Raw genomic sequence first — 12,271 nt, 5'->3', positions numbered from 1 at the left:
CGGCACCTCATCATCGAGCAGACCACCCAGCAGACCACCCAGCGGACCGATCAAGAGAGTGAGCACGACGACACCCATGGCTGAGGCCCAGAGCATCCCGGCGGGAGGGGCGGTCGCGGTGGCCGCGGAGTCCACCGTCGCCACCCGGATGAGCGCGCCGCCGTCCTTCGACGTGGCGGACTTCCCCGTTCCCCACGGGCGCGAGGAGGAGTGGCGCTTCACGCCCCTGGAGCGGCTCCGGGGGCTGCACGACGGCACCGCGGTCGCCGACGGATCGGTGAAGGCCGAGATCGTCGCACCCGACGGCGTCACGGTGGAGACGGTGGGCCGCGACGACCCGCGGGTCGGCCGGGCCGGGAAGCCCGCCGACCGGGTGGCCGCACAGGCGTTCAGCGCCTTCGAGAAGGCGACGGTCGTCACCGTTCCCGCGGAGGCCGTGCCGGCCGAGCCCGTGCGGGTGAGCCTGCACGGCGAGGGCGGCGTGACCTACGGGCACACCGTCTTCGACATCGGCCGCTTCGCCGAGGTGGTCCTGATCCTCGACCACACCGGTGACACCGTCCGCGCGGCGAACGTGGAGTTCCAGGTCGCGGAGGGCGCCAAGCTGACCGTCGTCTCCGTGCAGGACTGGGCGGACACGGCCGTGCACTGTTCGCAGCACAATGCGCTGGTCGGGCGGGACGCCACGTTCAAGTCCGTGGTCGTCACCTTCGGCGGCGACGTCGTCCGTCTGCACCCGCGCGTCAGCTACGCGGGCCCCGGCGGCGAGGCCGAGCTGTACGGGCTGTACTTCACGGACGACGGGCAGCACCAGGAGCACCGGCTGCTGGTGGACCACTCCGCCGCCAACTGCCGCAGCAATGTGGCCTACAAGGGTGCGCTCCAGGGCGCCCGGGCCCGCGCCGTGTGGATCGGCGACGTGCTGATCAGGGCCACCGCCACCGGCACCGACACCTACGAGCTGAACCGCAACCTGGTGCTGACCGACGGCGCGCGGGTGGACTCGGTCCCCAATCTGGAGATCGAGACCGGGGAGATCGTCGGCGCCGGCCACGCCTCGGCCACCGGAAGGTTCGAGGACGAGCAGCTGTTCTACCTGATGGCCCGCGGCATTCCCGCGGAGGAGGCGCGCCGCCTGGTCGTGCGCGGCTTCTTCGCCGAGCTGGTCCAGCAGATCGGCGTCCCCGACGTCGAGGAGCGGCTGATCGCGCGGCTGGAGGCCGAGCTGGCGGAGTCGATCGCATGAGCGGCGCCGAGGGTTTCGTCCGGGTCTGCACGGTGGGCGACCTGGAGGAGGACGTCCCCAGGCGGGTCGAGCTGGGCGGAGTCCCGGTGTCCGTGGTCCGTACCGAGGGCAGCGTGTTCGCCGTCAACGACATCTGTTCGCATGCGAACGTCTCGCTGTCCGAGGGCGAGGTGGCGGACTGCCAGATCGAGTGCTGGCTGCACGGTTCGAGCTTCGACCTGCGCACCGGCAAGCCGTCCGGGCTGCCCGCGACCCGCCCCATCCCCGTTTACCCCGTCAAGATCGAAGGAGACGGCCCCGGCGCCGCCGTGCTCGTCTCCGTCACCCAGGAGTCCTGAGGCATCCCCATGGCAACGCTTGAGATTCACGACCTGCACGTCTCCGTCGACGGCGAAGGCGGTCCGAAAGAGATCCTGCGCGGGGTCGACCTGACCGTGAAGCAGGGCGAGACGCACGCCATCATGGGCCCCAACGGCTCCGGCAAGTCCACCCTGGCCTACTCGCTGGCCGGCCACCCCAAGTACACCATCACCGGCGGCACCGTGACCCTGGACGGCGAGGACGTGCTCGACATGTCCGTCGACGAGCGGGCCAGGGCCGGCGTCTTCCTCGCGATGCAGTACCCCGTCGAGGTGCCCGGCGTCTCCGTGTCCAACTTCCTGCGCACCTCCGCCACCGCCATCCGCGGCGAGGCCCCGCGGCTGCGGACCTGGGTGAAGGAGGTCAAGGAGACCATGCAGCGCCTGGAGATGGACCCGTCCTTCGCCGAGCGCAATGTGAACGAGGGCTTCTCCGGCGGTGAGAAGAAGCGGCACGAGATCCTCCAGCTGGAGCTGCTGAAGCCGAAGATCGCGATTCTCGACGAGACCGACTCCGGCCTGGACATCGACGCGCTGCGCATCGTGTCCGAGGGCGTCAACCGGGTCCGCGACAGCGGCGAGGTCGGCACCCTGCTGATCACGCACTACACGCGCATCCTGCGCTACATCAAGCCCGACCACGTGCACGTGTTCGCCGGCGGCCGGATCGTGGAGTCCGGCGGCCCCGAGCTGGCGGACAAGCTTGAGGCCGAGGGCTACGAGCAGTACACCAAGGGAGGGGCCTCATGACGCAGGCGAACGCGGCGTTGCCGGCGGGGCTCCTGGACACCGAGACGATCCGCAAGGATTTCCCGCTGCTCGACCGCACCGTCCACGACGGCAAGCAGCTGGTCTACCTGGACAACGCGGCCAGCTCGCAGAAGCCGCGCCAGGTGCTGGACGCGATGAGCGACTACTACGAGCGCCACCACGCCAATGTGCACCGCGGTGTGCACGTGCTGGCCGAGGAGGCCACCGCGCTGTACGAGGGCGCCCGGGACAAGGTCGCCGCGTTCATCAACGCGCCGAGCCGCGACGAGGTCGTGTTCACCAAGAACGCCTCGGAGTCGCTCAATCTCGTCGCCAACATGCTGGGCTGGGCCGACGAGCCGTACCGGGTGGACGCCGGCACGGACATCGTCATCACGGAGATGGAGCACCACTCCAACATCGTGCCCTGGCAGTTCCTGGCCCAGCGCACGGGCGCGACGCTGAAGTGGTTCGGTCTCACCGACGACGGCAGGCTCGACCTGTCGAACATTGACGAGGTCATCACGGAGCGGACGAAGGTCGTCTCCTTCGTGCTGGTCTCCAATGTGCTCGGCACGGTCAACCCGTACGAGGAGATCGTCCGCCGCGCGCAGCAGGTCGGGGCGCTGGTCGTGATCGACGCCTCGCAGGCCGCGCCGCACATGCCGCTGGACGTGCAGGCCCTCCAGGCCGACTTCGTGGCCTTCACCGGCCACAAGATGTGCGGCCCGACCGGCATCGGCGTGCTCTGGGGCCGGCAGGAGCTGCTGGAGGACCTGCCGCCGTTCCTCGGGGGCGGCGAGATGATCGAGACGGTCACGATGAGCGCGTCGACGTACGCGCCGGCGCCGCACAAGTTCGAGGCGGGGACGCCGCCGATCGCGCAGGCCGTCGGCCTCGGCGCGGCCGTGGACTACCTCGCGGGCATCGGGATGGAGCGGATCGCCGCGCACGAGCACGCGATCACGCGGTACGCGCTCGACCGGCTGTCCACGGTGCCCGACCTGCGCATCATCGGCCCGGTGTCGGGGGAGGACCGCGGGGCGACGATTTCGTTCACGCTGGCGGACATCCACCCCCACGACGTGGGGCAGGTGCTCGACGAGCAGGGCATCGCCGTGCGTGTCGGTCACCACTGCGCCCGCCCGGTCTGCCTGCGCTATGGAATTCCCGCGACCACGCGGGCGTCGTTCTATCTGTACTCCACGCCGGCGGAGGTCGACGCCCTCGTCGCGGGTCTCGAGTACGTCCGTGGCTTCTTCGGATGAGGACGGGTTGACGACGTGCAGCTGGAATCGATGTACCAGGACGTGATCCTGGATCACTACAAGCACCCGCACGGCCGCGGGCTGCGCGACGGCGATGCCGAAGTGCACCACGTGAACCCGACGTGCGGGGACGAGATCACGCTGCGGGTCCGGTACGAGGGCGACGTGGTCGCCGACGTCTCCTACGACGGGCAGGGCTGCTCGATCAGCCAGGCCAGCGCCTCCGTGCTGAACGAGCTGCTGGTGGGGAAGGAGCTGGCGGCGGCGAGGGACATCCAGGAGACGTTCCTCACGCTGATGCAGTCCCGCGGCCAGGTCGTTCCGGACGACGCGATGGAGGAGGTGCTCGAGGACGCGGTGGCGTTCGCCGGCGTCTCCAAGTACCCGGCGCGCGTCAAGTGCGCCCTGCTGAGCTGGATGGCATGGAAGGACGCCACCGCCCAGGCCCTGGGCGAGAGCGCGGCGAAGGAGAAGCTGTGACTGAGACGACGACCACCGTACCGGCGGGCGAGGAAGAGATCCGCGAGGCGATGATGGACGTCGTCGACCCCGAGCTGGGGATCGACGTCGTCAACCTCGGCCTGATCTACGGCGTTCACGTGGACGAGGACAATGTCGCGACCGTCGACATGACGCTCACCTCGGCCGCCTGCCCGCTGACCGACGTGATCGAGGACCAGGCGAAGACGGCCACGGAGGGCCTGGTGAACGAGCTGAAGATCAACTGGGTCTGGATGCCGCCGTGGGGCCCGGACAAGATCACCGACGACGGCCGCGAGCAGCTGCGGGCCCTCGGTTTCAACGTCTGAACGACGGCCCGCCCCGCTCCGCGCCGGGCGGCGTAGCCGGGCGTTCCGGCCGGACCCGGCCTTCGGAGCGCCCGTCCCGCGGGCCGGGCCGGTGCGTTCACCGGATGTGGTGCGCGGGGGCGAGGCGGCGATCGCCTCGCCCCTGAGCTTTTCCGTCCGGTCGGGCGGACTCGCGGCGTGGTCCTCCGCGATGCCGCGGCGCGCCCGGCGGCCTACGCCCGATGGCCCGCGCCCGGTGGCCTACGCCCGGTCGACGAGCTGGGGGTGGCCCTGGGTCCTGGCGCAGTGTGCGCAGCAGTAGAAGTGCCCGTCCTGCGTCTCCAGGCCGTGGCCCAGGATGCGGCACTGGCAGTTCTCACAGACCGGCGCCATGCGCTGGGCCGCGCACTCCAGGCTGTCGAAGACGTGCACCTCACCCGCGGCGCGCACTTCGAAGGCCATTCGGTAGTCGTTGCCGCAGACCTCGCACTCGGCCATGGCTGTCTCTCCTTCGGCAGGAACGGCGAATTCGCCGCAAGGATGGCCGGAAGCCGCGGGAAGCCGCCGGAGGCGGCAGCGGACGCGCAGGGGCAGTCACTCCACCGAGGGAGCGGAAAGGTCATGTGTACGATCGTACGCATGGCTTATCTGACGCTGGCCGCCGCGATCGTGGCGGAGATCTTCGGGACGATGATGCTGCGCACGAGCGACGACTTCTCGAAGCTGTGGCCGAGCCTCGGCTCCCTCGGCTGTTACGCCGTCGCCTTCGCGCTGCTGGCGCAGACCCTGAAGTCGATGGAGGTCGGCGTGGCCTACGCCATCTGGTCCGGCGCGGGCACGGCCGTCGTCGCGGTCATCGGGGCCCTCTTCCTGGGCGAGGGCGCCTCCCTGGCCAAGGTCTGCGGCGTCGGCCTCGTCATCGGCGGAGTCGTCCTGCTCAACCTCGGCGGGGCGGCCCACTGATGCCCCGCCGTTATGACCCGGACCGCCGCGAGCGCATCGTGGCCGCCGCCGTGACCGTCGTCGGGGAGCGCGGCATCGCCGGGCTCAGCCACCGGGCGGTGGCCGCCGCCGCCGATGTGCCGCTCGGCTCGACCACCTACCACTTCGCGGACCGCGAGGAGCTGCTGACCGCCGCCCTGCAGCGCATCAACGACGCGTGGCTCGACCGGTTCGAGGGCTGGCTGGCCGCCGTGGACCCCGCCGCGCGGCCCGCCGACGAGCTGGCCCGTTACGTCGCCGACTGCCTCGGGCCGCAGCGCGCGGCCACCGAGCTGGCGTACGAGCTGTACTTCGCGGGCCTGCGCCTGCCCGCCGTCCGGCCGCTCGCCGCGGGCTGCCTGGAGCGGATGGCCGACCTGCTGCGCCCGCACGTCGCCGACGGCACGACCGCCCGCATGCTGATCGCGGCCGCCGACGGGCTGATCATCCAGCTGCTGCTGACCGGGCGGGAGTGCGACACCGGGCAGGCCGCGGCCATGTTCGCGCGGCTGCTGCCGGGGACCGGTTCGCCCCCGGACGTGCCCACCGGTTAGCGTCTGATCCATGACCGACACCACCGCCACCGGCGCCGTCGCCGCCGGGCTTGCCACGATCACCGCAGAAGGCACCGTCCTCGACACCTGGTACCCAGCGCCCGTGCTGACCGCCGACGCCGGTGAACGCGGCACCGAACGGCTGGACGCGGGACGGGCCGTGGAGCTGCTCGGCGAGCACGTCACCGGCGCGACCGGCCAGGACGCCGGACGCGGCGTCGAGGTCGTGGCGGTCCGCACGGTCATCTCCGACCTCGCGGCCGCGCCGGTCGACGCGCACGACGTCTACCTGCGCCTCCACCTCCTCAGCCACCGGCTGGTGCGCCCGCACGGCCTCAGCCTGGAGGGCATCTTCGGCCTGCTCGCCAACGTGGCCTGGACCAACGCGGGGCCGGTGCCCGTCGAGCGCGTCGAGCAGGCCAGGCTCGCGGTCCGCGCCGCGGGCGGGCACCTCGCGGTCACCAGTGTCGACAAGTTCCCCCGCATGACGGACTACGTCACGCCGCCCGGCGTCCGCATCGGCGACGCCGACCGCGTCCGGCTCGGCGCCCACCTGGCCACCGGCACCACGGTCATGCACGAGGGCTTCGTCAACTTCAACGCCGGGACGCTCGGCGTCTCCATGGTCGAGGGCCGCATCAGCGCGGGCGTCGTGGTCGGGGACGGCTCCGACGTCGGCGGCGGCGCCTCCATCATGGGCACGCTCTCCGGCGGCGGCAAGGAGATCATCGCCCTCGGCCGGCGCTGCCTGCTCGGTGCGCAGGCGGGCATCGGCATCTCCCTCGGAGACGACTGCGTCGTCGAGGCGGGCCTCTACGTCACGGCCGGCACCCGCGTCAGCCTCCCCGACGGCTCGGTGGTCAAGGCGCGCGAGCTGTCCGGCGCGCACAACCTTCTCTTCCGCCGCAACTCCACCTCGGGCGTCGTCGAGGCCCTGCAGCGCACCGGCACCTGGGGCGGCCTCAACGAGGCGCTGCACCGGCACAACTGACCGGTGCGAGGCGGCGTTCGCCGAGCCGCTAGCCTGGCCGCCGTGAGAGATTTCGCGGCGGGCATCCGGTACATGGTGCGAGGTCAGGCATGGGTGTTCACCCACCGGCGGTGGCTCGCGTGGGGCCTGATCCCCGCCCTGATCACCCTGGTCGTCTATGCGGCGGCCCTGGTCGTACTCGCCCTGTACACCGGGGACCTGGCCTCGTGGGCCACCCCGTTCGCCGACGACTGGGGCGACACCTGGCGCACGGTGCTGCGCACCACGTTCGCCTTCCTGCTGTTCGCCTTCGGCCTGCTGCTCGCCGTCCTCACCTTCACGGCCGTGACGCTGCTGGTGGGGGACCCCTTCTACGAGTCGCTTTCCGAGCACGTCGAGCGCGGCGAGGGCAACGTGCCGACCGGGCCCGAGCGTTCGCTGCCGGTGGAGCTGTGGATCTCGCTGCGCGACAGCGTGCGGGTGCTGCTGCGGGTCCTGGCGTTCACCGTGCCGCTGTTCGTGCTGGGTTTCGTCCCGGTCCTCGGGCAGACGGTCGTGCCGGCCTTCGGCTTCTGCGTCTCCGGCTTCTTCCTCGCCGTCGAGCTGACGTCGGTGGCGATGGAACGGCGCGGCATCCCGCTGCGGCAGCGGATGCGGCTGCTGCGCGGGCGGCTCGGCGTGGCCGTCGGGTTCGGCCTGCCGCTCATCCTGCTCTTCCTGGTGCCGCTGGCCGCCGTCGTGCTGATGCCGGGCGCGGTCGCCGGGGCGACCCTCCTGGTCAGGGACCTGGCCGGGGGCGCCCCGCCCCCGCGCGAGTGACCCGCGCGGAAGACCGGGTCAACCCAGCGCGTCGCGCCACACGGTGGCGTCCACGGTGAGGTAGTCGCTCGGCTCGTCCGCGGCGGAACGGCCGGTCACCGTCACCAGGGCCAGGTGGCCTGCGCCGGTGCGCACGCAGACCTGCGTGCCGGAAGCGACCGTTCCGGCGTCGATCTGCCGCGTGAACCGCGTCTCCGCGGCGCACGTCGCGAACGAGCCCTCCTGGTCCTCGCCGAGCAGCACCAGGCTGTTGCCCTGCCCGGTCCGCAGCTGCGCCGGGTCGCTGTTGGTGAAGTAACGGAAGTCGATCTCCGCCGCGGTGTCGGCGTCGGACAGCGTGGGCGCGGGCGGGTCGTCACCGAAGAACAGGTGGTGGTTGCCCGGCAGGTCGATGCCGGTGTACTCGGCCGGCTCCGGCTGACCCTCCGGCTGCGCGGGCCCGCCGTCCGGGCTCCGCTCCGGCGCCTCGCCGCCCGCGTCCTCCGTCAGGTCCCCGCCGTCCGCGCCGCTGTCCCACAGGACCGCGGCGGTGACGCCGGCGGCCAGCAGCGCCCCGGCCGCCGCCGCCGCGGCGGCCACGAGCACGCCGCGCCGCGGACCGCCCCGCCCGCCGGGCCCGTCCGTGCCGCGCGTCGCCGCCGGTGGTACCGGTGCCGGTGGCGTCGCGTGCGCCGTCAGCTCCGCGGCCACGGGCGCGGGCAGCCACCGGCCGGGCGCGGGCGGCGCGCCGTGCGGGGCGGCCCGGCAGGCGGCCATCACGGCGGTCACCGTGGGCCGGGCGTCCGGGTCCTTCGTCAGGCAGTGGGCGATCAGATTCCGCAACGGCTCGGGCAGCCCGGACAGATCGGGGTGCTCGTGCACGATCCGGTAGAGCACCGCGTGCGAGGTGCCCTCGCCGAACGCGGGCGCGCCGGTCAGCGCGTACGCGGCGAGCTGGCCCAGCGCGAAGACGTCGGTGGCCGGCCGGGTCCGCCCGCCCGCGGCCTGCTCGGGGGCCATGAACGACGGGGTGCCGACCACGAGTCCGCTGCTGGTCAGCGAGGTCGCGTCGATCGCGTGCGCGATGCCGAAGTCGATGACGCGCGGGCCGTCCGCGGCGAGCAGCACGTTCGACGGCTTGAGGTCGCGGTGCACCAGGCCGGCGTCGTGGATGACCTGGAGGGCCTCGGCGATCCCCGCGAGCAGCGGCAGCACCGTGGGCACCGGCAGCGGGCCGTGCCGCCCGACGGCCTCGGCCAGCGACGGCCCCGGGATGTAGGCGGTGGCCAGCCAGGGGCGCGTCCCCTCGGTGTCGCTGTCGAGGACGGGCGCCGTGTACAGCCCCTGCACCCGCTGCGCGGCCTGTACTTCGCGCCGGAAGCGGCGCCGGAACTCGGGGTCCGCGCCGAACTCCTCCCGGATCACCTTGACGGCCAGCGCCCGCCCGCCGGGCGTGTGCGACAGGTACACCCGCCCCATGCCGCCCGCCCCGAGCCGCGCGGCGAGCCGGTAACCGCCCACCGTCCGCGGGTCATCCGGCCCGAGCGGCTCGAAGATCCCGGTCGGCGAAGTACCGTTCATGACCGCGTTCCCCCGAGCCCAGACGTCGCATGTGCCGCTGCACCGGCGCCGGACCGCCCGCCGCCGCCCCGTCAGCCTGGGCCGACACTATCGGAACGCAGCGCGTCCTTGAGCACGTCCGCGAGCCGCGCGGTCAGCGGCTCGCCGGCCGGCAGCAACGGGCCCCTGACCGGGCCGCCGGGCAGCCCGGCCACGCGGAACAGCGCCTTGACCGCGACCGTGCCCGGCACTTCGTGCATCAGCGCGTCCACCAGCGGCAGCAGCGCGCGGTGCCTGCGGGCCGCGCCCTCGGTGTCGCCCGCGGCGAACGCGTCGAGCACGCCGCGCACCTGCGGCCCCGCGACGTTGGCCAGCGTGCTGACGCAGCCGGCGGCGCCGAGGGCGAGCAGCGGCAGGTTCAGCTCCTCGCTGCCCGCGTAGTAGGCCAGGTCGGTGGTGCCCATCACCAGCCCCGCCTTCAGCAGGTCGAACGAGCAGTCCTTGACCGCCACGATCCGCGGGTGCTCCGCGAGGGCCCGCAGGGAATCCGCCGTCAGCGCCGTGCCCGTGCCCGTCCTGGCCGGGATGTCGTAGAGCATCACGGGGAGTTCGGCGGCGTCCGCCACGTTGCGCAGATGCTCGACCACCGCCTCCTGGGTGGGGCGCGAGTAGTACGGCGTCACGACCAGCAGGCCGTCCGCGCCCGCGGCCTGCGCCGCGCGGGCCAGGGCGGCGGAGTGCCGGGTGTCGGCCGTGCCGACCCCGGCCACCACGGTGGCGCGGTCGCCGACGGCCTGCGCGACGGCCCGGACCAGCGCGGTCTTCTCCGCGTCCGTCGTGGTGGGGGACTCGCCCGTGGTGCCGTTGAGGACCAGGGCGTCGCAGCCGCCCCGGTCCACCAGGTGCGCGGCCAGCCGCCTGGCGCCGTCGAGGTCGAGCGCGCCGCCGTCCTCGGTGAACGGAGTGATCATGGCCGCGGCGCAGCGGCCGAAGGGCCCGGCCGGCGCGGGCGTCGTCGTGGATTCGTGCATGCCACGCAGTCTGGAACCCTGGCGCCCGCCGGTCCACTTAGTACCGGCGGGCGCGATCGTTCAGCAGCGCTACCCGGTCAGGGCCGGAAGCGCAACACCTGCGGGTCGTGGTCGCTGGCCTGGTCGGCGAACTCCGCGTTGATGTGCACGATGTCGTAGTCGTAGCGGCGGATCGCGGGCGAGACGAGCGTCTGGTCGAGCACCTGCGAGTTGCCCTGGAAGACGTACGTGTAGCGCTCCCTCGGCGGCAGCGAGGTGACCGCGCTCTCCAGCGCGCCGCCCGCGGTCAGGGCGCGCGTGGTGGGCGAGAACTCGAAGTCGTTGATATCGCCGAGAACGACCACCTGCGCGTTCCGCTGCACCCGCAGAAGCTCCCGGACGAACGCGTTCACCTCCCGCGCCTGGGCCACGCGCTGCTCCTCGGACACGCGCGCGGGCGGCTGGCTGCGCGCGTACAGCGGCTGGTCGCCGCCCTTCGAGGCGAAGTGGTTGGCGACGACGACGACCGGTTCGCCGCGGAAGGTGAACTCGCCCGCCAGCGGCTTGCGGCTGTCCTGCCACGCCTCGCTCCCGGGGGCGACGCGGCCGGGGGAGAGGCTGAGGGCGGCCCGGCCGTCGCGGCGGACCGCCTCGGTCCCGGTGGTGGCGTCCCCGCCGGGCCGGTCGGTGAACGACACGCGCGCGGGGTCGAAGAGGAAGACGTTGCGGATGTTGCCGCCCGGCTGGCCGCCGTCGTGGCCGTCCGCCGGGTCGATGCCGCGCCACTCGTACCGCGGCCCGCCCGCGGCGACGATGGCGTCCGTGAAGCGCCGCAGGGTCTCGCCCGCGGTGACCGTGCCGTCGTCCGTGGGCCCGCTGTCGTCCTGGATCTCCTCGAGCGCGAGGATGTCGGGCGAGGCGAGCGAGGTCACCACCCCGTCGGCGAGCCGGTCGAACTTCTCCTGCTCGTCGCCCGGGTGCAGGTTCTCCACGTTGTACGCGGCGATGGCCAGCTCGTCGGCCCGCTGCGGGCGCGTGGTCTCCGGCGCCAGGCCGCCGCCGGCGATCTCCCCCAGCTCGCGGGCGGCCAGCGTGTAGCCGCCGAACTCGTCGTAGTCCAGCGGCCCCGTGCTCGGCCCGGCCAGCACATCGCCGACGTTCGCGGCCGGGAAGGGCTGTTCGGCGACCGGTATCAGCGACTCCACCTTCAGGCGGCCCGGGTTGGGCGCGTGGTAGGAGGCGTAGCGGGTGCCGCCGCCGGCCGTGCGGTTGCGGTGCGGTTCGAGGGTTACCCACAGCTCGTGGTAAGCGGTGCTCGGCCCGACGACGGCGGCGTCCGCGATCGATACGTTCATGCCTTCGAGGGATTCGTAGCGGTCGAGGGCGTACGTGCCGGGGCGCAGCCGCAGGTGCTCGATGCCGCCGCCCGCGGCCGGGTCGCCGGCGGGGGCGTAGCGGCGGGGTATGGAACGGGCGTCCAGCTCGACGGGCGCGGGCAGTTCGTTGCCCGACGAGCGAACGGTCACCCGCGGCTGCGTCAGCTGCGTGACCGACTGGCCGCCGGACTCCTCACCGCCGTAGTAGTACTCGCCGACCCGGCCGGAGACCAGCACCTCGTCGCCCACGGCGACCTCGGGCGCCGAGCCGGTGAAGACGAAGACGCCCTCGCTGGTGGCGGCGGACCGGTCGGGCCGCGGGTCCTGTATCCAGAAGCCGCGCGAGCCGTAGGTGCGCACACCCGTGACGATCCCGGGTATGTCCGTCACCTCGTTTCCGGCGTACGGGGAGAGGCGGGTGCTGCCCTGGAGGTCGTGGATACGCAGCCCACCGGCCTCGTCCGCGGCGGCGGGCGCGGGCTGGGAGAGCAGCGTTCCGCAGAGCCCGGCGACGAGGAGGGCGCCGAGCGCGGCCGTTCGGCGCGTCCTGGCGGGGGAGGCGGCGGTGTGTGCAGCGGTCAAGGGACCCTCCGGGGGCGGTCGGACATCCT

At 72.9% G+C, this 12,271-nt stretch carries 14 protein-coding genes; 10 read left to right on the top strand and 4 right to left on the bottom strand.

The genetic code is table 11. From position 1 onward, the window contains the following. Positions 1 to 76: 76 nt before the first annotated feature. The 6 genes from sufD to RM779_RS20145 are packed head-to-tail and all read left to right on the top strand — an operon-like array spanning position 77 to position 4,432. Positions 77 to 1,246, top strand: coding sequence for a Fe-S cluster assembly protein SufD (gene sufD, locus RM779_RS20170; RefSeq protein WP_311619134.1), 1,170 nt, complete (start codon positions 77 to 79; stop codon positions 1,244 to 1,246). After that, positions 1,243 to 1,584, top strand: a complete 342-nt coding sequence (locus RM779_RS20165) for a non-heme iron oxygenase ferredoxin subunit (RefSeq protein ID WP_311619133.1) — start codon at positions 1,243 to 1,245, stop codon at positions 1,582 to 1,584. Before sufD ends, RM779_RS20165 begins: the two co-directional genes overlap by 4 nt. A gap of 9 nt (positions 1,585 to 1,593) precedes the next feature. Next, positions 1,594 to 2,355 carry a Fe-S cluster assembly ATPase SufC gene (gene sufC, locus RM779_RS20160; RefSeq protein ID WP_311619132.1) on the top strand — a complete coding sequence of 254 codons (762 nt, stop codon included), beginning with the start codon at positions 1,594 to 1,596 and terminating at the stop codon, positions 2,353 to 2,355. After that, a complete protein-coding gene (locus RM779_RS20155; protein WP_311619131.1) occupies positions 2,352 to 3,623 on the top strand; it encodes a cysteine desulfurase in 1,272 nt (423 codons plus the stop codon). The genes sufC and RM779_RS20155 overlap by 4 nt, the downstream gene beginning before the upstream one ends. A gap of 15 nt (positions 3,624 to 3,638) precedes the next feature. Then, a complete protein-coding gene (sufU, locus tag RM779_RS20150; protein ID WP_311619130.1) occupies positions 3,639 to 4,103 on the top strand; it encodes a Fe-S cluster assembly sulfur transfer protein SufU in 465 nt (154 codons plus the stop codon). Then, positions 4,100 to 4,432, top strand: a complete 333-nt coding sequence (locus RM779_RS20145; RefSeq protein ID WP_311619129.1) for a metal-sulfur cluster assembly factor — start codon at positions 4,100 to 4,102, stop codon at positions 4,430 to 4,432. The genes sufU and RM779_RS20145 overlap by 4 nt, the downstream gene beginning before the upstream one ends. Positions 4,433 to 4,672: 240 nt before the next feature. On the opposite strand, the gene RM779_RS20140 is transcribed toward RM779_RS20145, so the two are convergent. Then, complete coding sequence (locus RM779_RS20140; protein WP_077062115.1) at positions 4,673 to 4,909, bottom strand: hypothetical protein; 237 nt, start codon at positions 4,907 to 4,909, stop codon at positions 4,673 to 4,675. Between the two features lie 141 nt (positions 4,910 to 5,050). Here RM779_RS20140 and RM779_RS20135 point away from each other — a divergent pair, with 141 nt between their 5' ends. Genes RM779_RS20135 through RM779_RS20120 form a run of 4 tightly spaced genes read left to right on the top strand, consistent with a single transcriptional unit; the run spans position 5,051 to position 7,735 of the window. Further along, on the top strand, positions 5,051 to 5,374 hold the full coding sequence (locus tag RM779_RS20135) for a DMT family transporter (RefSeq protein WP_394813344.1): 324 nt from the start codon (positions 5,051 to 5,053) through the stop codon (positions 5,372 to 5,374). Continuing rightward, positions 5,374 to 5,946, top strand: a complete 573-nt coding sequence (locus tag RM779_RS20130) for a TetR/AcrR family transcriptional regulator (RefSeq protein ID WP_311619127.1) — start codon at positions 5,374 to 5,376, stop codon at positions 5,944 to 5,946. The genes RM779_RS20135 and RM779_RS20130 overlap by 1 nt, the downstream gene beginning before the upstream one ends. 10 nt (positions 5,947 to 5,956) lie before the next feature. After that, entirely contained in the window at positions 5,957 to 6,937 is a 981-nt protein-coding gene (gene dapD / locus RM779_RS20125; RefSeq protein WP_311619126.1) for a 2,3,4,5-tetrahydropyridine-2,6-dicarboxylate N-succinyltransferase, read from the top strand. 42 nt (positions 6,938 to 6,979) lie between these two features. Next, positions 6,980 to 7,735 carry an EI24 domain-containing protein gene (locus tag RM779_RS20120; RefSeq protein ID WP_311619125.1) on the top strand — a complete coding sequence of 252 codons (756 nt, stop codon included), beginning with the start codon at positions 6,980 to 6,982 and terminating at the stop codon, positions 7,733 to 7,735. Positions 7,736 to 7,753: 18 nt separating this feature from the next. Here RM779_RS20120 and RM779_RS20115 read toward each other — a convergent pair whose 3' ends face one another. From RM779_RS20115 to RM779_RS20105, 3 genes are all read right to left on the bottom strand, one after another. Beyond that, a complete protein-coding gene (locus RM779_RS20115; RefSeq protein ID WP_311619124.1) occupies positions 7,754 to 9,295 on the bottom strand; it encodes a serine/threonine-protein kinase in 1,542 nt (513 codons plus the stop codon). Positions 9,296 to 9,366: 71 nt separating this feature from the next. Then, positions 9,367 to 10,305: a 4-hydroxy-tetrahydrodipicolinate synthase gene (gene dapA, locus RM779_RS20110; RefSeq protein WP_311619123.1), complete on the bottom strand. Its 939-nt coding sequence runs from the start codon at positions 10,303 to 10,305 to the stop codon at positions 9,367 to 9,369. 77 nt (positions 10,306 to 10,382) lie between these two features. Further along, positions 10,383 to 12,242 (bottom strand): endonuclease/exonuclease/phosphatase family protein, encoded by a 1,860-nt coding sequence (locus RM779_RS20105; RefSeq protein ID WP_394813343.1) that lies wholly within the window; start codon positions 12,240 to 12,242, stop codon positions 10,383 to 10,385. Between the last annotated feature and the right edge of the window lie 29 nt (positions 12,243 to 12,271).

It is taken from the genome of Streptomyces johnsoniae (assembly GCF_031845565.1).
Taxonomy (GTDB): domain Bacteria; phylum Actinomycetota; class Actinomycetes; order Streptomycetales; family Streptomycetaceae; genus Streptomyces; species Streptomyces johnsoniae.
Note: the sequence above shows the minus strand (reverse complement) of the source record. Positions and strands in the feature narration are given on the sequence as shown.

Excerpts from the sequence above, each read along its gene's own strand:
- dapD (WP_311619126.1), top strand. The coding sequence starts at position 5,957 with ATGACCGACACCACCGCCACCGGCGCCGTCGCCGCCGGGCTTGCCACG.
- RM779_RS20140 (WP_077062115.1), bottom strand. The coding sequence starts at position 4,909 with ATGGCCGAGTGCGAGGTCTGCGGCAACGACTACCGAATGGCCTTCGAA.
- RM779_RS20135 (WP_394813344.1), top strand. The coding sequence starts at position 5,051 with ATGGCTTATCTGACGCTGGCCGCCGCGATCGTGGCGGAGATCTTCGGG.
- RM779_RS20165 (WP_311619133.1), top strand. The coding sequence starts at position 1,243 with ATGAGCGGCGCCGAGGGTTTCGTCCGGGTCTGCACGGTGGGCGACCTG.
- sufC (WP_311619132.1), top strand. The coding sequence starts at position 1,594 with ATGGCAACGCTTGAGATTCACGACCTGCACGTCTCCGTCGACGGCGAA.
- RM779_RS20155 (WP_311619131.1), top strand. The coding sequence starts at position 2,352 with ATGACGCAGGCGAACGCGGCGTTGCCGGCGGGGCTCCTGGACACCGAG.
- RM779_RS20115 (WP_311619124.1), bottom strand. The coding sequence starts at position 9,295 with ATGAACGGTACTTCGCCGACCGGGATCTTCGAGCCGCTCGGGCCGGAT.
- sufD (WP_311619134.1), top strand. The coding sequence starts at position 77 with ATGGCTGAGGCCCAGAGCATCCCGGCGGGAGGGGCGGTCGCGGTGGCC.
- dapA (WP_311619123.1), bottom strand. The coding sequence starts at position 10,305 with ATGCACGAATCCACGACGACGCCCGCGCCGGCCGGGCCCTTCGGCCGC.
- RM779_RS20130 (WP_311619127.1), top strand. The coding sequence starts at position 5,374 with ATGCCCCGCCGTTATGACCCGGACCGCCGCGAGCGCATCGTGGCCGCC.